A 22,125-nucleotide genomic window follows, 5' to 3' on the forward strand; every position below is an offset into this window, starting at 1 on the left:
CCTCAGGCAAGAGCGATGCGCGCCGCTTCCAGGCTGGAGGCCCCGGCGACGATGCGATCGGTGAGTGCGGTAGTTTCAGCCAGCATATTTTCCGCGGCGAAGCGGCAGAGCGCGATGCGCTTTTCGCCCTCGCCCTCCGAAGCTTCCGCCAGACCACCTTTGGCGAGATAGCAGCCCGTCAGCACAAGACCGAAGAGCCGTTGATAGGGCGTGGCACCCGCCAGGGCCTCGGCGACGCGGCCCTCGGCCTGGCGTACCAACAGCCATTCGCTTGCTGCTTCGAGATCGGTGACGGCGGCATATAGCCGTTCAGCCGTCTCGCCGAAACCGTCAAGATTGGATCTGGCAACGGCGTCGGCGATCTCGCGCAGCTCATGAGTGAAGCCACGCACATGGTCCCCATTAGTAATCGTCAGCTTACGCGTTACCAGGTCAATCGCCTGGATGCCATTGGTGCCTTCATAGATCGGCGCGATGCGGGCGTCGCGCAGCAGGCGGGCGGCGCCCGTCTCCTCGATAAAGCCCATCCCGCCATGCACCTGGATACCGAGCGAGGCGACATCGACGCCGGCATCGGTGGAGAAGGACTTGGCGATCGGCGTCAGCAGGGCGGCGCGCTCCTGCCAATGCCGCGCCCTGGCCGGATCGCGATGCGACATGTCGATGGCCTCTGCGCAGGCATAGCAAATGGCGCGCGAGCCTTGCGTCAACGCCTTCATGGTCAGCAGCATACGGGCAATGTCAGGATGTTCGATGATAGGGCTCATGCCTGCGCTTGTCGTACCCGGCGCTCGGCCTTGCGTCCGCTCTTTTGCGTAGGCGATGGCTTTCTGCGTAGCAGCCTCGGCGATCGCCACCCCCTGGATACCGACGGCAAGGCGCGCATTGTTCATCATCGTGAACATGCAGGCCAGCCCCTTGTTCTCTTCGCCGACGAGCCAGGCAACCGCACCCTTCTCGGCCCCGTATTTGCCGTCGCCGTAGATTATCGTGCAGGTGGGCGAACCGTGGATGCCGAGTTTGTGCTCCAGCGAATGCGCGAAATAATCATTGCGGGAGCCGAGCGAGCCGTCATCCTTGACAAGGAATTTCGGCACAAGAAAGAGGGAGATGCCGCGCGTGCCCGCGGGCGCATCCGGCAGGCGGGCGAGCACGAAATGGACGATATTCTCCGCCGCCTCATGATCGCCCCAGGTAATGAAAATCTTCTGGCCGAACAGGCGATAGGTGCCGTCGTCGCGGCGTTCGGCGCGGGTGCGCAGGGCGCCCACATCGGAGCCGGCATGCGGCTCGGTCAGGTTCATCGTGCCGGCCCATTCACCGGAAACCAGTTTTGCAAGATATTTGCGCTTAAGGTCTTCGCTGCCATGGGCAATCAGCGCCTCGACCGCACCCATGGTCAGCGTCGGCGCGAGACCGAAGGCCATGGAAGCGGAATTCCACATTTCCAGCGTGGCGATATTCAACATGTGCGGTAACCCCTGGCCGCCGAACTCCTCCGGCGCGCTCAGCCCGTTCCAACCGCCTGCAATCCAGTCGCGATAGAGCTTTTCCCAACCATCGGGCAGCACCACTTTGCCATCGACGAGCTTGGCGCCCTGCCTGTCGCCGATCGCCGCCAGCGGCTCCATCACGTCGCCGGCGAAACGGCCAGCCTCCGTCAGGATGGCGTCGACGACATCGCCGCTGAGCTCACCGAGGCGCCCCTCTTCGATAGCCTGCCCCATGCCGGCGACATGCTTCAGCGTAAACGCGATTTCCTCGACCGGCGCCTTATACATGGTGTTCTCCTCCGCGGTGATGATGCCGACAGTCTACCTCACCCTGGCTGTCGGCCGCATGATGATTATAATTAATTGATTTTTACGTAAACGTCAATTTTACGAGACAATCTCTTGGGACCTGAATTGCGTCCGCAACCCAGCAATTCTCCAGCCACCCTGCACTCACCCGCGGCATATCCGCTCTCTTGCACGAATATCGCACCACATACCGGACTTGCATAAACAACCGTCATGAACAATGACTATGGCAACTCCCTCGATATGCGAACGATCCGGCGCCATGAACACGTTTACGTCAACCTCCATGATACCCGGCCTCGTCTGGGCTTATCGCCTGCGTCCCGGCGCGGATAAGCCTGAGCGGTTGTCCGATGACACCGACCGCATCACGCTTTTTGCCGAAGACGGCTTCCTGTGGCTGCATCTGAACCTCGTCGACGCCCGTGTGCCCGCCCTTCTAGAGGATGCACCGGGGCTGAACGAAGCGGCTCGCATGGCGCTGACGACGCATGAGACGCATGCGACGCTCATCGTCGACGAGCAGATGCTGTTCGGCACTCTGATCGATTTCCAGCGCGAATTCGACCAGGATACCCGGGACATCGGCTGGCTGCATTTCGTGCTCACCGACCGGATGCTCATTACCACCCGCCTGCAGCCGCTGCGCAGTGTCGAGCGGGCGCGCATGCAGATTGAAAAAAATGCCGCCAAATTCTCCCATCCACTCGATATTTTCGAACTGCTGGTCGTCGAGTTTCAGCGCACCTTGATCTCATTGGTCATCGAGATGACCGAGGAAATGAACCTTATCGAGGATTTCGTTTACGATAATGCGCCGCGCGACGAGCGCCGGCGGCTGGCGCCTGTGCGCCGGACGATCGTGCGCCTGCACCGGCATCTGCGCACCGTCTTGACGCTGATGCGCCGGGCCGCGGCGTCCGACGACGAGGAAATGCCGCTTGGTTTCGAGGATGTTGCCGGCCGCTTGACGGCTCGGCTCGAGGCGGTCGATCATGACGTATACGCGCTGCAGGAGCGCGCCAGGCTGCTGCATGAAGAAATCGACTCGAAGCTTTCCTCAGAGATCAACCGCCATCTCTACATCCTGTCCATCATGACGGCTTTCCTGTTGCCGCCGACGCTGGTCACCGGCTTTTTTGGCATGAACACGTCGAACCTGCCTTTCTCAGGCGGCAGCGGAGGCACCGGATATGCCATCAGTCTGATCATCGTCTCGATGTTGCTCGCCTGGTGGCTGCTGAAGCGGGTGAACATTCTCTGACAGTTGGATACCCATCAACATAAAACCGCCCGGCGAATGACCGGGCGGCTTGCGTTAATGGACCTCGTGCCTCGCTCAAAAATAGGGCGAGTAGCACTGCTGGCGGGGGCCTTGGTTGGGCTGGAACGTGTTGTCGTAAGCCCGGTAGGACCGGTAGCGCGCCTCGCACCATTCGACATGGCGCGGGTTGATACCGCCGGCCGGAGCGACGTAGCGCGGCTGGCTGGCGATCGCGCCGCCGATGATGGCGCCGGCACCGAAAGCTGCCAGCGGATACCAATAGCCGTCATAATAGCGGTAGCCATGACGATAGCCCGGATAACCGCGGTAGCCGCCGTACCAGCCACGACGATAGTAAGGACCGCCATGATAATAACCGCCGTAGTGGCGCCACTGAACCTGCTGGACATCGGCAGCAGCGACCTTATCTGCTGCCGCAACGGGCGCGGCAGGCATCTGCATTGCGAAGGATGAGGTGAAGCTCGTCAGAGCCACGGCGGACGAAATAGCGAAAGTCGCAATTCTTGCACGGAAACCAAGCATTTATATCTCCATTCCCTGGCTTTTTTTGCTCAGGCAAATAACGTTCCGTATTGGGGAAGGTTCCCCAAAACAGGGTTCGAGTTACCGGCTGCGTCGCGCGTTAATGACGCGCCAAGACGCAGCGGCGGCGCAAAGTCTTTCCCTTAAATCCCTACCAATTTAAGGGGTTATGCGCGGACCCCACGCTCAATATATAGCGATCGCATTCTTAACCCAGGATTAACCACCGATCCTTACCATTGTTTCATGAAGGAATACCGGCAGACTCACCCTCTGATTTGCAGTTTCCTGATGATCCTGGCGCTCCTGGGATCGGCTTTCCACCTTGCGGCCGGTGAGAACCAGCCCTGGAACGATCCTCAGAACGCACTCATTATCGATGCCTACGAGCTGAACACGATCGATTGGGATCAGCTGCTTCAGGACAAACGCATCGCCGCCTTCATCTCCAAAGCTTCGGACGGCCTTCCTGAGAGCTTCGCCTGCACAGGTGATCACGCAGGCGACACATTTGCACACTGCAAGACGATGTGGCGCAAATATGCGGTCAGCCGCGAGCTTTATCAGACGCGCCGGATGCTGGCAAAAATGAACGGCCTGCTTTGGGGCGCTTATCATCTCGGACGGCCCGGCAATCCGATCGACCAGGCCAACCATTTTCTCGACTATGCCGATCCGAAACCGGACGAGCTGATGGTACTCGATATCGACGGCATGGACACGACACAATTCATGTCGCTGGACGACGCGCAGATATTCGTCGGTCACATCAAGGCGAGAACCGGTCGCTATCCCATCCTCTATACCAACCATAACACCGCCCGTTACATCGCCGATCATCGCGAGGACTATCCGATCCTGTCGCGGCTGCCGCTGTGGTACGCGCGTTACAAGCCGGATGTGAAAGGCACCTTCCCGCTCGGCAATTGGGACAATTATGCGCTCTGGCAGTTCTCCTCATCCGACAATTGCTCGGAGAAGGCCTGTCCTTACCGGGTGCCGGGGACGCTCACCGATATCGACGTCAATGTCGCGGCGATGACGAAGGTGCAGCTCGCCAAGATTTGGCCGCAGGGCGAACTGCTGCCCGCCAAACCGGAGCCGGCCCCCATGATCATCGCTAGGGCACCGAGTTGCGCTGCGCCGCTGCAGGCGCTCGTGTCGTTGATGATCGATCCCATCGTCACCGCCGCCACGCAACCCAAGCCAGTCGAGATCAACGAGCTGAACTATCAGGATTTCTGATCTTCGGTTTTCAGCGCGATCCTGTCCGAAAACCGCGCGCCGCTTTTTCGCTGCGCGGTTCTCGGTTGGGGATCATGCTTAGGCTTCTATCTGCACATCCGATTTGGGCCGCGAGCAGCAGGCGAGGACGTAACCTTCGTAGATTTCGTCATCAAGGATGCCGCCGTTGTGGTTCATCTCGACCTCGCCGGACAGTTTCATCACCCGGCAGGTGCCACACAGGCCGGATTCGCAAGCAGCACCTATGCGCACACCGGCGCCGCGCGCTGCCTGCAGAATCGTCTGGCCGGGGGCACAGGCCACGTCCTTACCGGCCATGGTGAAGCGGATCGAGGTCGCCGCTTCCGTCGATGCATCGTCGCTGACTTCGGCGAGCGGCGTCGCCGCCTGTGCCGGCTGGAAGCTCTCCTGATGATAGCGCGCCATGTCGAAGCCGTGCGCTCCCAGCATGGAGCGGACGGCGTCCATGAAGACTTCCGGGCCGCAGCAGAAAATGGTGCGTTCCATGAAATCGGAAGCCAGCAACCCGATCTTCGCCTTGTCGATGCGGCCCTTCAGACCCGACCAGAGATCGGTGCGGCCGCAGCCTTCGACGATGAAGCCGAGATCGAGGTTCGGCATGAAGCGAGCGAGATATTCCAGCTCCGAGCGGAAGATGATGTCCGCGGGGCTGCGTGAGCAATTGATGAACGTGATGTCCGATAGCGGTGCCGTGTCGGCCATGTAGCGCGTCATGGCCATCATCGGCGTGATACCGGAGCCGGCGGAGACGAACAGGTATTTCTCGCCGGGATGACGGATGTGGCTGAAATCGCCGAGGGGACCGAAAGCCTTGATGCGCATGCCGGGCTTCAGGTTCTCGAACATCCAGCGAGTGCCAATGCTGTCCTTCTGGGCCTTCACCGTCACGGCGACGGAAAAAGGCCGCGACGGCGTGGACGACAGCGTATAGGTGCGCATGACCGGTTCCGGGGCCGTCGGCAGCTCCAAGGTCACGAACTGGCCAGGCAGATAGCGGAACCAATTGTCCTTGTCGGAGCGGAACGTGAACGTCATCACGTCGGGCGCTTCCGGCGTTGCCGAGAGACATTCGAGCAAATGCTGCCTGTCGCTCCAAGGCTGCATCTGGTCCAGGTATTGATGACGGAGAGAGACGGCCATGTTCATAACTCAGGCGACCGCCGAGAGCTTGGCCTGATCGCCCTGCAGCCGATTGATCATGAAATTCGTGTACCATTCGACGAACTGCATGACGCCGCCCTCCTGGATTTCCGAATAGGGGCCGGGCTCATAAGCGGGCGAGCGGATGCCGAAGGCGTTTTCCTCGACGATGCGGCGGTCCTGGTCGTTGGTTTCCGTCCAGACATGGGTCAATTCCTCGAGGTCGTAATCGACGCCTTCGACCGCGTCCTTGTGCACCAGCCATTTGGTGGTGACGGCGGTTTCCTCGGCGCTGATCGGCAGCACGCGGAAGGAGACGGCGTGATCGCCCAGTAGATGGTTCCAGGTCGTCGGATAATGGAACAGCAGCATCGTGCCGATGTTGTTGATCGTTACGTCCTGCGACAATGGCCGCTTGACGGCGCGCTGGCCGGACATGGTGTAGCTTTCTGCCCCTTCGATCAGCGGCATGCGGGCGGTGCGGAACTGGCCATCGGGCGAGAGCCTGAATTCGCTCGGCAGGCCGGCGGCTTCGCAGCGCTGCCAGTGCTCGGTGATGACCGGATCGCTGATCGCGCCCTGCACACCGCTGACGGTCGGCGTTTCAGGAAAAGTGCGGCATAGTTCGGGATGATTGGCGGCGCAGTGGTAACACTCGCGATTGTTCTCCCATACGAGCTTCCAGTTACCCTTCTCGATGATGGTGCTCTGGAAGGCGACCTTGGCCTCGCCGATACGATGCGGCGCCATATAGGGCTCGATCGAGGCGCGGACCGGGGAGAAATCCGGAGCGTTCTTCGCGAGGCAGATGAAGATATAGCCGCCGACGCTCTCGCAATGAACCGGCTTCAGGGAGAACTGGCTCTTGTCGAAATCCTCTGCCATCTGCCGGGCGAAAAGCAGCGAGCCGTCGAGCTCGTAGGTCCACTGGTGATAGGGGCAGACGAGCTTGGCCGAGGAGCCGCGCTCGGACGCGCAGACGCGCGAGCCGCGGTGGCGACAGCTATTGTGGAAGGCGCGGATGACCTGATCGCGACCGCGGACGATAACCACGGGATAATCGCCGATCTGGACAGTAAAATAATTGCCCGCACGCGGCACTTCGCAATCATGGCCGATAAACAGCCAGTCGCTATAGTAGATCATCTCCATGTCGAGCTTGAAATAATCCTGATCGACGTAGAAAGGCTGCGCCAGGCTGAAACCCTGGCGGCGGTTCTTCAATTGCCGCAAAACATTGGTGCTGATATCCATTTGCCTATCCTCGTGCAGTGCCGGGCAGCAGGCAAAGGACGCGCACCGGTCGGCCGCGGACGGCTCAACGCGTTGCCCGACCGCCCGCCGCGGTCAGTGAAAATCTATCGTCCCAAGGCTGGTTTCCGGGCTCTGGAGCGGTCCTCGAGAGGACCCCATGGCGCCTTCCCAGGCTGTCTCAACCCAGTGGCTTTATCTGCCATGCCTTACTCCACCACCGTTGCGGGGGCAGCGCCGGATTTCGACCGGCTTCCCAATTCTCCATCTCCCTAACGACGGCACCTTGAGATTGAAGTCATCATAGCTCCCGCCTTGCGCGCGGCTCTGCTGCATAGCGACATGAGCTTCGAATTTGGCGACAGGTGAAAGGAAGCTTGGAAATGAGGCGAACATGGTCGCAATAATGTGAACTGATTCAAGCTGTTAGATCCTCTCCGACAAAACGGTCGTCGGCGTGCGCCGCTCCGTGCTCCATGACGCTTTATCTTGATTGCGACAAGGCGATCAGCGACGAACTCTACAGTGGAAATTGCCCAGCAGAGAGCGCCTTCAATGCCTCCACGGCACGCTCAGCGTCGGCGGCCGGTACGAAGATATGATCGTGATAATAGGCCGCAACGACATTGGCGCTGATGCCCTCGTTTCCGAGCGCCGTGGCGAAGGCAGCCGTCAGGCCGACGGCTTCCAGCGAAGAATGGACGTCGAGCGTGATCATCCGCATTGCGGGCTCTGCGGGAAACCCAGCCTGCCGGGCTGGCTCGATCGGGAGGATCAACGTCATCCCCTCCTTTTCCTGAAACATTCCGATCGGCTTCAGGTGGATATGATCTGCCACCGCCGAGGCTGGCACGGTGCAATAGACGAATTCCCCCTCGATGAGATTCGGCTTCATGCTGGAAATCAGCAGTTTGAGATCTGTAATACCCGGCATGGCCCTGATCCTCTTGAAACCGTCAGCACGGCGCGCGCTTAAGCCCGGCTCAAGCTAGGCGATCTATCAACTGCTATCCATACCCATACCGTGAGTGCCGCCATGGCCAAACTCAGATATTTCGACGCCAAGAAGCCCGCAGAACCGGAACCGGACTTGCCGGCGGCCTCACATAGCGAATTCCTCCGCACCGGACGCATCACGCGCGAGAGAGCGCATTGGCTGGCCGAGGAACGTCGCTACCTCAGCTATCAGGAAGTGGCCGAACGCACGGCGAACAAGCTGCGGAACGCCGGTGAGAAAACCCACGACCGGCTGAACAGCTTTCACCAATCGATCCGTTTTCCGAAGCTTATTTTTCATCACACCCTGAAGGATACGCCGCATCTCGGCTATTGCCATGTCACCGCGGCGCGAACGCAATTCGCGCAATATGAGGAGGTGAGCTGGGCCTTTTACATCGCCAACTTCTTTGCTCGCATCGGCCAGAACGACAATTTCTTCGAAGATATCAACCTGAAATATTCGCGGATGTATTTTGCCGTGGCCGTCCAGCCGGATCAGGAATCGCCGGAGAAGAAGCTGACGATCAACCGCGAGATCCGCGGCAGCGGCGTGCTCTTCCACACTCACGATCCGCAGATCGCCATCCGCAATGTGCTGCTACTCGGCGCGCGCAATGAACAGCTCCGCGACATCATTCGCCAGCTTTGATCATTGATCCCCAAACTTGAAAAGCATAAGAACGGCCAGAACTGCAACGGTCAGGCCATGGCACGACATATAGACATTCTCCAACACCCTGAAGCGGCGATAGCTGCGGCGTCAGCGACGCTCGCCGAGGGGCTGCCGATCGGGCTGCCGACCGAGACGGTCTATGGTCTCGCCGCCGATGCCACCAATCCCGCCGCCATCACCCGCATCTACGAGACCAAGGGCCGGCCGCGCTTCAATCCGCTGATCTGTCACATGAGCGATCTCGCCATGGCGGAACGATATGCGATCTTCGACCCGATCTCGCGAAAACTGGCGGAGGCCTTCTGGCCCGGTCCGCTGACCCTTGTGCTGCCGCTGCGGCCTGAAAGCGATATCCATCCGCTGGCGACGGCGGGGCTTGATACGGTCGGCATCCGTGTGCCCCAGGGTTTTGCCGGCGAATTGATCCGCGCCTTCGGACGGCCACTTGCTGCCCCCAGCGCCAATACCTCCGGCAAAATCAGCGCCACCAGCGCCGATCATGTTCATGACGATCTCGGCGGGCGGATTTCACTGATCCTCGATGCCGGTGCTTCGGTCGTCGGCGTCGAATCGACGATCGTCAAGGTCGAGGACGGGGTGATGCACCTGCTGAGGCCGGGCGGACTGGCTGCGGAGGAGATCGAGCAGGTCGCGGGCCAGCCGCTCAAGCGTAAGAACGGCGCCTCGCCGGCCATCGAAGCGCCCGGCATGCTTGCCTCGCACTATGCACCGGGGGCTGCGGTGCGGATCGATGCCACTGCTGTTTCGCCCGGCGAGGCGCTGATCCGTTTCGGCCGGCCGGACATTGCCGGTGCGGAGAATGCCGCGATCGTGCTAGATCTCAGCCCGTCCGGCGATCTCTCGGAAGCCGCGGCCAACCTCTTCGACTTCATGAAGCGCGCTGACAGCAGCGGCGCCGCAACCATTGTCTTTTCCAGCATCCCTGACGAAGGCCTCGGCGAGGCCATCAACGATCGGCTGCGCCGTGCAGCCGCGCCCAGAGAGTAAATCCCGGTCAAAAATAAATCGGCAAAGGAAACGCCATGAGCAGCTCCGCCCCCTCCTCCGCCCTTCTCGACCGCTTTGCCGCCATCGTCGGCGAAAAACATGCGTTGCGGGAGGCGACCGATATCGCGCCGCATCTGGTCGAAAACCGTGGGCTCTATCACGGCGCATCGCCGCTGCTCTTGAAGCCCGGCTCGGTGGAAGAGGTTTCGGCCATCCTGAAGCTTGCCAGCGAGACCGGCACGGCGATCGTGCCGCAGACCGGCAATACCGGCCTTGTCGGCGGCCAGACGCCACGCGAGGGCGGCTCCGACATCCTCCTTTCGCTGGAGCGCATGAACCGCATCCGCGATATCGATCCGGTGGGCAACACCATGATCGTCGACGGCGGCTGCATCCTGGCCGATGTACAGAAGGCGGCGGAAGAGCATGGTCGCATGTTTCCGCTGTCGCTCGGGTCCGAAGGCTCCTGCCGCATTGCCGGCAATCTCTCCACCAATGCCGGTGGCACGGCCGTTCTCGCCTATGGCAACATGCGCCAGCTCTGCCTTGGCCTCGAAGTCGTGCTGCCGACCGGCGAAATCTGGAACGGCCTTCGGCGGCTGAAGAAGGACAATACCGGCTACGACCTGCGCGACCTCTTCATCGGCGCCGAGGGAACGCTCGGCGTCATCACCGGCGCTGTGCTGAAGCTTTTCCCGCAACCGCTCGGTCATCAGGTGGCCTTTGCCGGCATTCAGTCAGTCGAGGACGCGCTGACGCTGTTCAAGAATGCATCCAGCCTCTGCGGCCCGGCGCTGACCGGTTTCGAGCTGATGCCGCGCATCGGCGTCGAGTTCACCGTCCGTAATATTCCGGGCGTGCGCGATCCATTGGAAACAGTGCATCCCTGGTATGTCCTCATCGATATCTCCACATCCGACTCGGCTGACACCGCCGACAAGATGATGACGGCACTGCTGGAACAAGGCTATGAGGCCGGCCTGGTCCAGGATGCGACGATCGCAAGCTCCGAGGCGCAGCAGAAGGCGCTGTGGCACATGCGCGAGAGCATGTCGGACGCGCAGAAGCCGGAAGGCGGCTCGATCAAGCACGATGTCTCCGTGCCGGTCGCTGAGATCCCGATATTCATGCATGCGGCCGAGACGGCCGTGATGGCGGCCATGCCCGGCGCCCGCATCTGCGCCTTCGGCCACATGGGCGACGGCAATATCCACTACAACATCTCGCAGCCCGTCGGCGCCGACAAGGCGGAGTTCATCGGCCGCTGGCGCGAGATGAACAAGATCGTGCATGGGCTGGTGCTGCAACATGGCGGCTCGATCTCCGCCGAGCACGGCATCGGGCAATTGAAGCGCGACGAACTGGCTTCGATCCGCCCCGAAATCGAAATCGACCTGATGCGCCGAATCAAGACGGCGTTCGACCCGGCAGGGATCATGAATCCGGGGAAGGTCCTCAAGGTCTGAGAGCCGGCTGTGCTTGACCTCAAACGGTCACAACAACCCGCTCTGGCGCAAAGCAACCGATCTGGCAGGATATGATCGTGCCGTCTGCATCAATATCCTCGCCCGTATAGGCAAGGACCGGTGTCAGGCGCGATTGTTGCAATAGGCGCGCCTCGACTTCGGTCGGCATGCGCGCCGTGATGTCGGTGGAGCGGCGCCAATAGTCCGTTACGCCATAGTCCTTCAGCGCCGCCGTGAACGAGCCCATCGCGCCGAACTTCTCCGCCAAGCCAGGAAAGCGCCCGGCCGAGCAACAGCGCATGACGACCGAGACGGGAAGCGCGTCGGCATAGGCGACCACGCACATTTCCAGAACCGCCTCACCCGGCTCCAGTTTCAGCCTCGCGGCAATATCGGCATTTGCCGGAACTACCTTGGCCGAGAGAACCTTGCGCGTGAGGTTTGCGTCCGTGGCAGTGAGATCCTTGCTGAACCTCACCTTGTTGCTCAATTGGAAGCGAACAGGCATGTCTGCGCGGACGTAGGCGCCGCTTCCGCGCGCCACCCGCAGGAGCCCCTCCCCCTCCAGTTCGGCAATCGCGCGCCGCATCGTCACCCGCGAGACGCCGAATTGTTCGGACAAGGCGCGCTCGCTCGGCAGTCGGCTGCCGGGGGCATGCTTGCCACTATCGATAGCGCTTCGCAGCTCCGCGGCCACCGCCGCCCAGCCTCCGCCGGTCTTTAGGCCTTCATCCTGCCGATTTTTCTCATTCATCACAATATTGTCGCCTTGAAATTGGTATATACCAATTTATAAAGATCCAGATCGTTTATGGAAGGGTTCGGCATGGGCGACAAGCGCGTATATGTGACGTCAGTCAGCAGCAGCGACGTGCATGGTTTCAGCAAGCAGAACAAAGATCATATCCAACTGCTGACAGGGCTCGGCGTGGAAGGCGACGCGCATATGGGGGTCACGGTCAAGCATCGCTCCCGTGTCGCGGTCGATCCGACGCAACCCAATCTGCGCCAAGTGCATCTCATCCATGAAGAGTTGTTCGACGAACTCACCGAAAAGGGATTTTCCGTTGCTCCGGGCGACATGGGCGAGAATATCGCGACCAGGGGGATCGACCTGCTTTCCCTGCCTCAAGGCACGCGCCTGCATATCGGCGAAGAAGCGATCGTCGAGGTGACCGGGCTGCGCAATCCCTGCAAGCAGATCGAAGGTTTCCAGAAAGGTTTGCTGCAAGCCGTGCTCGATCGCGACGCGGACGGCGGCCTAATCCGCAAGGCCGGTATTATGAGCATCGTCTCACGGGGCGGCCGAGTGCGGCCCGACGATGCCATCCGGGTCGAACTGCCGCCGCTGCCGCATATCAAGCTCGAGCGCGTCTGATAACAAGGAAGCGGCCCTCTATCGGAGAGCCGCTTCGCAGTGTCGATCTGATGTCGTGCCGGCTATGCCGGGCTGATTAATCGAAATCGTCCTGGCCCGAATTGCCGCCGCCGTTCCGGTTGCCCGAAATGATCTCGCGCTTGCCGACATGGTTTGCCGGGCCGACAAGGCCGTCCTTCTCCATGCGCTCGACGAGCGAGGCAGCGCGGTTGTAGCCGATACCGAGGCGGCGTTGGATGTAGGAGGTCGAGCACTTCTTGTCGCGCATGACAACCTTGATCGCCTGTTCGTAGAGATCGTCGCCGTCTTCCGAGGCGATGGCGCCCTTGTCGAAGACCGCCGCATCTTCTTCCTCGTCCTCGTCAGCGGTGACCGTATCGAGATATTCCGGCCGCCCCTGAGTCTTCAGATGCGCGACGACCTTTTCGACCTCTTCATCCGAGACAAAGGGACCGTGAACGCGAGAGATGCGCCCGCCGCCGGCCATGTGCAGCATGTCGCCCTGGCCGAGGAGCTGTTCGGCCCCCTGCTCGCCAAGGATGGTGCGGCTGTCGATCTTCGAGGTCACCTGGAAGGAGATGCGCGTCGGGAAGTTCGCCTTGATCGTGCCGGTGATGACATCGACCGAGGGGCGCTGCGTCGCCATGATCAGGTGGATACCGGCGGCGCGTGCCATCTGCGCCAGACGCTGGATCGCGCCTTCGATTTCCTTGCCGGCAACCATCATCAGGTCGGCCATTTCGTCGACGATGACGACGATATAGGGCATCGGCGTCAAGTCCATTTCCTGGCTCTCTTCGATCGGAGCACCGGTGCCCTTGTCGAAGCCGGTCTGAACCATGACATGGATCGTCTCACCCTTTTCGCGGGCGGACGCGACGCGGCTGTTATAGCCGTCGATGTTGCGGACGCCGAGGCGCGACATCTTGCGATAGCGATCCTCCATCTCGCGCACGGCCCATTTCAGCGCCATGACGGCCTTCTTGGGATCGGTGACGACGGGGGTCAGCAGGTGCGGGATGCCGTCATAGACGGAAAGTTCGAGCATCTTCGGGTCGACCATGATCAGGCGGCACTGCTCCGGCGTCATGCGATAGAGCAGCGACAAGATCATCGTGTTGATGGCGACCGACTTGCCCGAACCGGTGGTGCCGGCAACGAGCAGATGCGGCATCTTGGCGAGTTCAGCGATGACCGGTTCGCCGCCGATGGTCTTGCCGAGACCGAGCGCCAGCTTGTAGCCGCTCTTCTCGAAATCCGCCGACTCGATCATTTCGCGGAAGTAGACGGTCTCGCGGGTGACGTTCGGCAGTTCGATACCGATGACATTGCGGCCGGGGACGACGGCAACGCGGGCCGAAAGCGCCGACATCGAGCGGGCAATATCGTCAGCAAGATTGATGACGCGCGAAGATTTGACGCCGGGAGCCGGCTCGAATTCATAGAGGGTGACGACCGGGCCGGGACGAACATGGATGATCTCGCCCTTGACGCCGAAGTCCTCCAGAACGCTTTCAAGAAGACCGGCGTTCTGCTCCAGCGTTTCCTGCGTCATGATCACGCCGGACCGGGCCACCGGCTCTTGCAGCAGTTCACGGGGCGGAAATTCGTATTCGCCCTCGCCGCTGCGCGCGATCGGACGCCACTCTGGCGGTGTCAGGGCGGCGGGCCTGCGCGGCGTGATCTGCGACGGCGGCGGATCAATCAGACGCTGCTTGGCCGCTTCCACAGCGGCAATGACCGGCTTTACTTCGACAATGGGAGCGGCAGCAGCCGGCGCCGATGTCCGAACCGGCATCGGAGCAACGACCATGACCTGCGCGGGCGATGGCATGCTCGGGGCTGGAGCTGGCTGCGGCTCGGCAGCGGTCTTGGCTTCATTGGTAAAGACGGCCGTGACGAAGGCGGGCGGAACGAAGGGTGCAGGCTCGGTCACTTCCGGCTCGGTGGGGGCCGGCGCAGCCGCTTCCGCCGTTGCTGGCACGACGGGCGCCAATGCAATGGCTTCTAGCGCAGCAAGCTCGTCGATCACGAATGTGCTGATCGAGGCAGCCTCTGCAACGGGCTGGAGTTCAACCGGCACAGCGACGGCAACATTCTGAAAAACAGCGATCTCTTGCGGCATCGCGGCGACAGGCGCCGAACGGCGGCATTCGACGACGCGGAATTTCGCGACGATCGATTCGGCATCGGCTTGCAGCTCGGGGATGAGCACCGGCTGAGCCGGCGTTCCCTTGAGGGCGGAAAGGAAATCGCTTTCGAAGGGCATGGCGTCCCAGAAAGCGAAATCGGAGAGATGGGCGAGCCGCGACTCTACCACAGGCGCGGCGACGGATTCTTGCACTTTCGGTAGTGACGGCGAGGCATCCAGCGCGATGGCAGGAGCCTTATGGAATGCGGTAGCGATGACGGTCATCTCCAATGCGTCCGGCTGCATCGCCGGAGATTTCTGAATTACGGTAGGCTTGTAGGTCTCCGCCACGAAGGGCATGTCTTCCCATGGCGGCAGATGGAATTCGGCCGACTGTTCCTCTTGCGGAATATCAATCGATGCGGGTGATTCGACTACCGGCGGCTCCATAACCCGCATTGCAGCGTGGTTCACGGCCGGGGGCGCCAAGATGGGCGCAGGCTCCGCGGGCGGGCGCCGGCTGATGATCTCGGCCTCACGCGTGCGGGTGAAACGGACGTTCGGCCCCATCAGAAAGGCGTTTTGCCAGCCGGGCGAGGCAAGTTCCTCAGCCGATATCCCATGCGGGGTGACAGGCATGATCGAGCCGCTTGTCGCTGTGCTGGCTTGCAAGGCGTCCACGAGCGGTTTTGGTGCGGCGGCGATCCGCAGCCGAGCCTCTTCCGCAAGCCGCAATTCTTCGGCGCGACGCCGTTCCTCGGCTTGACGCTTCGCCTCGCGCGCATTGCGGATCTTCTCTTCCAGAAATGCGCGGCGTGCGGCGATCTGCTCGGCCCGGCGTGCTTCCTCCGCGACCTGTTCGGGGGTCAGCTCGCCCTCCTCCTGGAAGCCAGTTGCCGCATTCGAAATGTTCATTCGGGAAAGACGCATGAGACCTGCAACCCAGTCATTGATATTGCCGATGGCTTCACAAATCGAATAGGGCAAAGACGGTTAATAAGTTCCTTCTTATCGGCGTCGAATGCACTTATTCCGAGTCTCCTGAGCATTAGAACGGTCCATATCGGCGCGGCGGCAACAGACGTGCGGAGTTACTCCCGCGCCGCATGTGAAAGCGGCGCGAACCGAGAACCATTTTAGGGAATCACTCGCTATTTGCTGGAAAGCTGCGCGATCGAGAGGAGCGTATCGGCGCTGATCCCGACGCTTGAGGAGCCGGTGAGAATCGACAGGGCGGGCGAGGTCGACGACGTGGTGTTGTTCGCCAGATCGTACATGGCCGAGAACCGCTGCAGCAGCTTGGTGACCTTGTCCGGCTTCTGCAGGTCGGTGACATTGACATAGTTGCCCAGCAGCTTGGCCTGCTGAGTGACATCCATCGACGAGATCGAACTCGGCAGGCTGAAAGCCGTCGTTATGACCTGGTAGAGCGCGGTGTCGCCCATGATATCGTAGATGGAATGGATATTGGGCGCCTTGCGCTGGAAGTAGAGCGCAAGGCGCACGCCGGCGTTGGTCTGACCTTCCTGATCCTCCAGGGTCTGATGCAGGAACAGGTCGTTGGTCTGAGCGATCGCGCCCTGATTCTGTGCGGTACCCAGTTTCGCGTCCGTCAGGTTTCCGTCGGTGTCGAAGTTGAACGCCTCGACGATATTCTTGAACTGCGCGCCATCAGCCGTGTTGATGAAGCTCTTAGAGCTCGACGGATCGGAGGCGAAGGCCTTCTTCAGGGTCGCGGTGGTGACGGTCTTCGGGTCGATACCATTGGCAGTCAGAATGAAATCGGTGAGCTTGCTGTCGGCGAGAAGATCGGTGACGCTGGTGATCTTGACGATATTGGTCGCAAAATAGGTGCCAGCAGTCTTCGCGTCGCTCGTGGCCTTTGTTGCCTGAGCACCCGTCAGCCCTGCCGTGCTGCTGCTGGAATATTCGGAGATGTAGTTATTGATCTGCGTCTGTGACAAAGCCTGGACCGGCTGCTTCAGCTTGCCGTTACTGTCGAAATTGAAGGCTTTGGCGAGATTGGTGAAACGCGTATCCTTGAGCGAGCTCACATAGCTCTTCGGATCGTAGGGATCGCTCTCGAGAACCTTCTTCATCTGCGTCTGCGACATCTCATCCGGGCTGATGCCATAAGCGCGCAGCGCCATTTGGTAGAGCTCGGGAAGAGAGTCGTTGGACTGGCTGCTGTCCGTGGCATTGGTGGCGAAGAAGTCGTTGATATTCTTCACGCCGGTAATGCGGTTCTTGTAATTGTTGACCGCGTCGGTGGTCAGAGACGACTGCGATGTCTTGTAGTTCGTCATATAGGTGGTCGAGGCCGCATCGGTCGCAGCCTGGGACTGCGCCGTATCCCCGGCCGCCAGGGTGCCGTCCGCCTGGAAGTTAAACGCCGCAACAACATTGGTGAGGCCAAAGATCGAGGCCGTGGTGGGGTCGCCGAAGGCGTTTTTGAATACGACAGCGGGGGTGGTCGGATCGATCCCATAGGCTGTCTTGATGAAATCGAAGAGCCGGGTGTCCGAGGTCAGCTGGTCGACAGAGGTGATGGAGCCGATGTGATCCTTGTAATAAAGAGCATTATCGGTGGCACCGACATCGGTCGTAAACGAGGGAACGGTGGAATTGTAAGCGCTCATGACGTCGGCCGTCTGGCCGAGTGTCTGCGGGCCGCCCGGGTAATTCGTTGCATAGGCGGTCGTCGTCGCGCTCATCTGAGCAGCGGTCTGCGCCTGCGAGCCGCTGGCGACCGTGCCGTCGGCTTGGAAATTGAACTGCGCCATCACATCGGTCAGCCCATTCGTCTTCGCAACACCCGCATCTTCAGCCGAAGCATTGAATTGGTCGGCGGTGATATAGACCGGGATACCGAAGGCGGTTTTGACATAGTCGAACAGCCTGGGATTGGACGTGAGCTGATCGACAGAGGTAATCGTGCTGATCTGGCTTTCGTAGTATGACGTGTCCGCATCCGCCGTCGACGTCTTCACCGTCCCGTCGGCGTTGAAATTGAATTCGGCGACGATCGCCTTGTCGGCCGCACTGCCATTCTGATTTACGAAGCTGTTCGGATCGCTGACGTCGCTCGTCAACATCTGTTTCAGGAATGAATTCGACACATAGGTCGGATCGATCCCATAGGCCTGCAGCACATAGTTTCTCAGGCGCGTGTTACCGAGGAGATCATCCACGGATTTAACGTCGCTGATGTGCTGGCTGTAATAAGTTGTTTCGGTGGCGGCGTTGGTTTCCTCAGTCGTAAAGGACTGCTGGTAAAGACCGACCAGATCGTCTTCCTGTTCACTGGTTTGCGCGGTCGAATCGCTGCTCGTGCCGAAATTGAACGCGGCGGCGAACTCCTTATAGCGCGGATCCGTCAGCTTATTTGCGAAACTGCTGGAGTCGCTGAGGTCGCTGGTCAGCACCTGTTTCATAAAGGCCTTGGCATAGGTCATGTCCGAAAGACCGTAGGCTTCCATAGCATAGCTATAGAGCTGATAGTCGTTCATGAAATCGTCGACATTTTTGACCTTGCCAATATTGGCATTGTAATAGTCGATCTCGCGTTTGTTCTGCGCTTGAGATGCCACCTGATTGAGTGTCGTCGCCATACTCCTGGTCGCGATCGAGTAGCCAAGATAGGTGGATATCATCAGCGTGAGTCCCAATAAATCTCTAATATACGCGAGCGAATCTCTCGGCAGTATCGCAGCTAAACCTTACCCGAGACTTACAATACTTCAGCCGTTACGTGCATCAGACCGGCACAACCGATTTGGCCGTGCATTCACTTTATGGAAACCCTGATGCATTCGATTTTGCTAACCATCTGAGGACGCAAAGTTTTCTTAACCGCGATTTTTAAGCTGTCTGGAAGAGGCGGCGCCTAATCTGCACCCCAACGAGAGGACAAAAAGTTCTCCGTAAGAAGACCGGAAAACCGGCTCTCAGGTAAAGCAAGGGTAGAGATTAGATGACAAATACCGTCCTGAAGCCCGATTGGGCTGGAACCACACTGCGGCTTGATCCGACGCGCTTTCCGCAACAGGTCAGCTATGCCATGCGCGGTGCCGCGGGTGATGTCACCATCACGATCGACGAGCGGGGCGCGGTGCTGCGCAAGATTTTGCCGTCCAGCGGCCTGCCGCTGTCGGTCGCACTGCCAAAGCGTGCCTTTAAGGGCGTCGCCGCCCGCGCCATCGACCATGGCGACGGCGAAGTCACGGTGACTTTGGAGTTGCATCATGAGGATCCCGACCTCTGCATCCCCCTCCTCGTCGCGCATGATCTGAGCGACATCGCCGCCGACTGGCGTTCATGGTCGGAAGCCTTCCGCATCCCGATGCTGATGATCGAAGCCGACGGCGTCGCGCGTCCGCTGGAAGAGCATTTGGGCGGGGTTTCCACCCGCGATATCCAGCCCCGTCGCCGCCACTCCTATTTCGCCAATCGCCGCCCACGCTTCCTCGTGCGACGCACAACCGGCAAGCTCGGCATCAAGATGAAGATCGAAGGCCGCGAGATCATCGCGCGGAATTAAAGCTTTCGTCCATCGCCTATTAGATCGAAGCCCGGCATGCCAGCGCCGGGCTTTGTCGTTTCATCAGGGAACGAGGAACAGAAACGACAGGAAGAGGCCGGCGAAGATGATGAGGCCGACCTTGCTGTTGGACTTGAACAGGGCCAGGCATTGTTGCGCATCGTTAATGTCGAGCACAGCGATCTGAAAGGCGAACATGCCGCCGGCAACGATAATGCCCACATAGGAGAGCCACCCTGCTCCCGCCAGCGCAAAGGACAACAGCATCAGCACCAGCGACGCGCCATAAAGGCCGATCAGCCAGAGGCGCGTTTTGTCGCCAAAGAGCCGGGCGGTGGAGCGTACGCCGATCAGCTCGTCGTCCTCCTTGTCCTGATGGGCATAGATCGTGTCATAACCGATCGTCCACAGAATGGCGGCCGCATAGAGCACGATAGGAGCGAGCGACAGGCTGCCGAACAGTCCGGCCCAGCCCATCAAGGCGCCCCAGGAAAAAGCCAGCCCCAAGAAGAACTGCGGCCAATCGGTAAAACGCTTGGCAAAGGGATAGAGCGCAACGACGGCAAGCGACAACACGCCGAGAATGACGGCGAACCAATTGAATTGCACCAGCACCAGCAGTCCGACCAGGGCCTGCAGCGCAATGAACACCTTGGCTTGCCAGCGCGTCACGCGCCCGGACGGCAGCGGGCGCGAGCGTGTGCGGGCCACTTCCATATCGATCTCATGATCGACCAGATCATTATAAGTGCAGCCGGCGCCGCGCATGGCAACGGCGCCGATAAAATAGAGAATGAGGTGGTAGATCAACAGAAAGCCGGGCGAGGCCTGGCCCGCCGCCACCGTGGCATTGGCCGCCAGCGCAGCCGACCAGAAGCATGGCCACATCAAAAGCTGCCAGCCGATCGGCCTGTCCCAGCGCGCAAGCTGCGCGTAGGGCCAGAGCGCCGGGGGCAGGATACGGTAAACCCAATTGCCAGACGGCGCGTCAGCGACGCGCCCATTGATGTCGCCTGTATTTTGCATAGGCGAGTAGTAGTGACATCTGGCGCCCGCGGTCAAGCAGCGGGGCTGCAACCCCGCTCTTTTCTCAGTTCAGCGTGAAATTGAACTTGTAGCTGGCCGAGACACCAACCAGCAACTGGTTGCGGTCGCCGCGCTCACGCACCAGGCTGCTGTCGGCAGCAGGGCCAGTCAGGCGGCTGTATTCGAGGAATGTGCTGGTGGTCCAGTTTTGTGTCGCCTTCCAGGTCAGAGCGCCGCCGGCGCCGACCGACTTCACGCCGCCGCCCGGATTGTAGGGGCTGAGGCCTGACGCAGCCGACTCCTTGGCGTTAACGCCATAATAGGCGTCGAAATAGTCGGTGGAGGCGAGCGTCATGCGCGGACCGCCGGAAAGGCGCAGTTCCGGCGTGATATCGGTGAAGGCATCAACGGCAGCGTCGGCGACGATGCCGCTATGCGCGCGAATGCCCTGGCGAACTTCGACACGCGCGCGCAGCCAGTCGGTCGGATAGGCTTCGACGAAGCCGCCGACTTCGGCGCCCCACTTGACCTTCTTCAGGCCCTTCAACTCATGACCGTCACTGGAATCACGACTCGGCACGAATTTGCCGACGATGCCGGCCCGGATGCCGTCATTATCGATGAGCGCAAAAGAGGGATTGTCGTTGCGGGAGGAAAAACGCGGGCCTGGACCCTGTTTGCCAACGGAGATCAACGGCGACCATTGCAGCCTGTTATGCTTGCTGCCTTCGAATTTCGGCGCGGTGAAACCGGCTGCGCCGACGCTTAGATACCAATCACCCGACCAAAAATGCTGACCATCCCCAGCCGAAGCGGCGCCTGCGGAGGCGGCAAACAAACCGAGGGTGAAAAACAGACGCGATTTCGCAAACACTAAGCAACTCCATAATACGCAATACAAAAGGCCGTACAGACCCACAGAGTGGCCGCAAATTATTCGGATCGTGTTACCGCTCTCTTAACCAAACACGACTGAATTCGAGTGGTGACGGCTTATATTTTAGTAGGAACTTACACTAACTCCAGGCCTGCGCCGATGTGTCGCGGTGATTTAATTTCCGCAAGCATTACTCAATCAAAGGTAACGATTAGCCGTCGGAAGCGTAAGTAATATTTTACTGATATTCAAACCAAATTAAGGGAGCGGAATGAGATCTATATCCTTGATTTCTCTCAGCGCATTCGTCGGCATCGGCGTGACGCTTTCAGGCTGCGTCGGCGCGCCACTCGATGGCACCAAACAAAACCAATACACTCATAGAGCCATCTCCGGCAAAAAGACGGCACTTGGAATGGTCGCTTCGGTGAAGCGGGATTGCACGTTCAACTCCTATCCCTATACGGGGATCATCAAGCAACCCGCCCATGGGAAAGTCACGTTCGAACATGGCCCGGTTCGCGTCAAATACGACAAGGACAGCGACGTTTATATCTGCAGCGGCAAGCCGGTTGAAGGCACCACGGTATACTACACCTCCGATCTCGGCTTCACCGGCACGGATCAGTTCACCGTGCGCATGACGGTGTTGTACGCAAATAAAGTCAATGACGAGAATCTGACGATTCAAGTGGTCAAATGACACGCGTTCCGTCGCTGCTGGCGGTAGGAAAATCAAAACGCCGGGTCCATGGATTTAC

The 22,125-nt window shown here is 60.0% G+C and carries 18 protein-coding genes and 1 riboswitch; of the genes, 8 read left to right on the forward strand and 10 right to left on the reverse strand.

What is annotated here, in order from left to right; genetic code table 11:
* Positions 1–2: 2 nt before the first annotated feature.
* Positions 3–1,781 carry an acyl-CoA dehydrogenase family protein gene (locus PY649_RS19715; RefSeq protein ID WP_285870312.1) on the reverse strand — a complete coding sequence of 593 codons (1,779 nt, stop codon included), beginning with the start codon at positions 1,779–1,781 and terminating at the stop codon, positions 3–5.
* Positions 1,782–2,064: 283 nt separating this feature from the next.
* On the opposite strand from PY649_RS19715, the gene PY649_RS19720 reads away from it, so the two are divergent.
* The gene (locus PY649_RS19720) at positions 2,065–3,066 is read left to right on the forward strand and encodes a transporter (protein WP_285870313.1); all 1,002 of its coding nucleotides are present in this window, start codon (positions 2,065–2,067) and stop codon (positions 3,064–3,066) included.
* Between the two features lie 75 nt (positions 3,067–3,141).
* Here PY649_RS19720 and PY649_RS19725 read toward each other — a convergent pair whose 3' ends face one another.
* Complete coding sequence (locus PY649_RS19725; protein WP_285870314.1) at positions 3,142–3,609, reverse strand: BA14K family protein; 468 nt, start codon at positions 3,607–3,609, stop codon at positions 3,142–3,144.
* Between the two features lie 291 nt (positions 3,610–3,900).
* On the opposite strand from PY649_RS19725, the gene PY649_RS19730 reads away from it, so the two are divergent.
* Entirely contained in the window at positions 3,901–4,854 is a 954-nt protein-coding gene (locus PY649_RS19730) for a glycoside hydrolase family 25 protein (protein WP_285870315.1), read from the forward strand.
* Positions 4,855–4,932: 78 nt separating this feature from the next.
* On the opposite strand, the gene PY649_RS19735 is transcribed toward PY649_RS19730, so the two are convergent.
* The 3 genes from PY649_RS19735 to PY649_RS19745 all read right to left on the reverse strand — a co-directional run bounded on the left by PY649_RS19735 (position 4,933) and on the right by PY649_RS19745 (position 8,200).
* On the reverse strand, positions 4,933–6,021 hold the full coding sequence (locus PY649_RS19735) for an FAD-binding oxidoreductase (protein WP_285870317.1): 1,089 nt from the start codon (positions 6,019–6,021) through the stop codon (positions 4,933–4,935).
* A gap of 3 nt (positions 6,022–6,024) precedes the next feature.
* On the reverse strand, positions 6,025–7,269 hold the full coding sequence (locus PY649_RS19740) for an aromatic ring-hydroxylating oxygenase subunit alpha (RefSeq protein ID WP_285870318.1): 1,245 nt from the start codon (positions 7,267–7,269) through the stop codon (positions 6,025–6,027).
* Positions 7,270–7,368: 99 nt separating this feature from the next.
* Positions 7,369–7,570: riboswitch (cobalamin riboswitch) on the reverse strand.
* Between the two features lie 216 nt (positions 7,571–7,786).
* Entirely contained in the window at positions 7,787–8,200 is a 414-nt protein-coding gene (locus tag PY649_RS19745; RefSeq protein WP_285870319.1) for an ACT domain-containing protein, read from the reverse strand.
* A 102-nt stretch (positions 8,201–8,302) separates the two neighbouring features.
* Here PY649_RS19745 and PY649_RS19750 point away from each other — a divergent pair, with 102 nt between their 5' ends.
* From PY649_RS19750 to PY649_RS19760, 3 genes are read left to right on the forward strand one after another with little or no spacing between them, the layout of a single operon-like run.
* Positions 8,303–8,914 (forward strand): DUF6656 family protein, encoded by a 612-nt coding sequence (locus PY649_RS19750; protein WP_285870320.1) that lies wholly within the window; start codon positions 8,303–8,305, stop codon positions 8,912–8,914.
* Between the two features lie 57 nt (positions 8,915–8,971).
* Positions 8,972–9,946 carry an L-threonylcarbamoyladenylate synthase gene (locus tag PY649_RS19755; protein ID WP_285870321.1) on the forward strand — a complete coding sequence of 325 codons (975 nt, stop codon included), beginning with the start codon at positions 8,972–8,974 and terminating at the stop codon, positions 9,944–9,946.
* A 35-nt stretch (positions 9,947–9,981) separates the two neighbouring features.
* Positions 9,982–11,412: an FAD-binding oxidoreductase gene (locus tag PY649_RS19760; RefSeq protein WP_285870322.1), complete on the forward strand. Its 1,431-nt coding sequence runs from the start codon at positions 9,982–9,984 to the stop codon at positions 11,410–11,412.
* Between the two features lie 19 nt (positions 11,413–11,431).
* Here PY649_RS19760 and phnF read toward each other — a convergent pair whose 3' ends face one another.
* The gene (gene phnF / locus PY649_RS19765; protein WP_285870323.1) at positions 11,432–12,166 is read right to left on the reverse strand and encodes a phosphonate metabolism transcriptional regulator PhnF; all 735 of its coding nucleotides are present in this window, start codon (positions 12,164–12,166) and stop codon (positions 11,432–11,434) included.
* A 72-nt stretch (positions 12,167–12,238) separates the two neighbouring features.
* Between phnF and PY649_RS19770 the strand changes: the two genes are divergently transcribed.
* A complete protein-coding gene (locus tag PY649_RS19770; RefSeq protein ID WP_285870324.1) occupies positions 12,239–12,790 on the forward strand; it encodes an MOSC domain-containing protein in 552 nt (183 codons plus the stop codon).
* Between the two features lie 76 nt (positions 12,791–12,866).
* Here PY649_RS19770 and PY649_RS19775 read toward each other — a convergent pair whose 3' ends face one another.
* Together PY649_RS19775 and PY649_RS19780 are read right to left on the reverse strand one after the other, a co-directional pair.
* Complete coding sequence (locus PY649_RS19775) at positions 12,867–15,851, reverse strand: DNA translocase FtsK (RefSeq protein ID WP_285870325.1); 2,985 nt, start codon at positions 15,849–15,851, stop codon at positions 12,867–12,869.
* Between the two features lie 221 nt (positions 15,852–16,072).
* Positions 16,073–18,574, reverse strand: coding sequence for a DUF1217 domain-containing protein (locus tag PY649_RS19780; RefSeq protein WP_285870326.1), 2,502 nt, complete (start codon positions 18,572–18,574; stop codon positions 16,073–16,075).
* Between the two features lie 320 nt (positions 18,575–18,894).
* On the opposite strand from PY649_RS19780, the gene PY649_RS19785 reads away from it, so the two are divergent.
* Positions 18,895–19,461: a DUF6101 family protein gene (locus tag PY649_RS19785; protein WP_285870327.1), complete on the forward strand. Its 567-nt coding sequence runs from the start codon at positions 18,895–18,897 to the stop codon at positions 19,459–19,461.
* Between the two features lie 63 nt (positions 19,462–19,524).
* Here the strand turns inward: PY649_RS19785 and ubiA are convergent, their stop codons facing one another.
* Both ubiA and PY649_RS19795 read right to left on the reverse strand, forming a co-directional pair.
* A complete protein-coding gene (ubiA, locus tag PY649_RS19790; protein WP_285870328.1) occupies positions 19,525–20,487 on the reverse strand; it encodes a 4-hydroxybenzoate octaprenyltransferase in 963 nt (320 codons plus the stop codon).
* Positions 20,488–20,551: 64 nt separating this feature from the next.
* A complete protein-coding gene (locus tag PY649_RS19795) occupies positions 20,552–21,343 on the reverse strand; it encodes a MipA/OmpV family protein (protein ID WP_432761380.1) in 792 nt (263 codons plus the stop codon).
* A 292-nt stretch (positions 21,344–21,635) separates the two neighbouring features.
* On the opposite strand from PY649_RS19795, the gene PY649_RS19800 reads away from it, so the two are divergent.
* A complete protein-coding gene (locus PY649_RS19800; protein WP_285870330.1) occupies positions 21,636–22,067 on the forward strand; it encodes a hypothetical protein in 432 nt (143 codons plus the stop codon).
* Positions 22,068–22,125 lie beyond the last annotated feature (58 nt).

Source organism: Rhizobium mayense (assembly GCF_030272705.1).
Taxonomy (GTDB): Bacteria; Pseudomonadota; Alphaproteobacteria; order Rhizobiales; family Rhizobiaceae; genus Rhizobium; species Rhizobium mayense.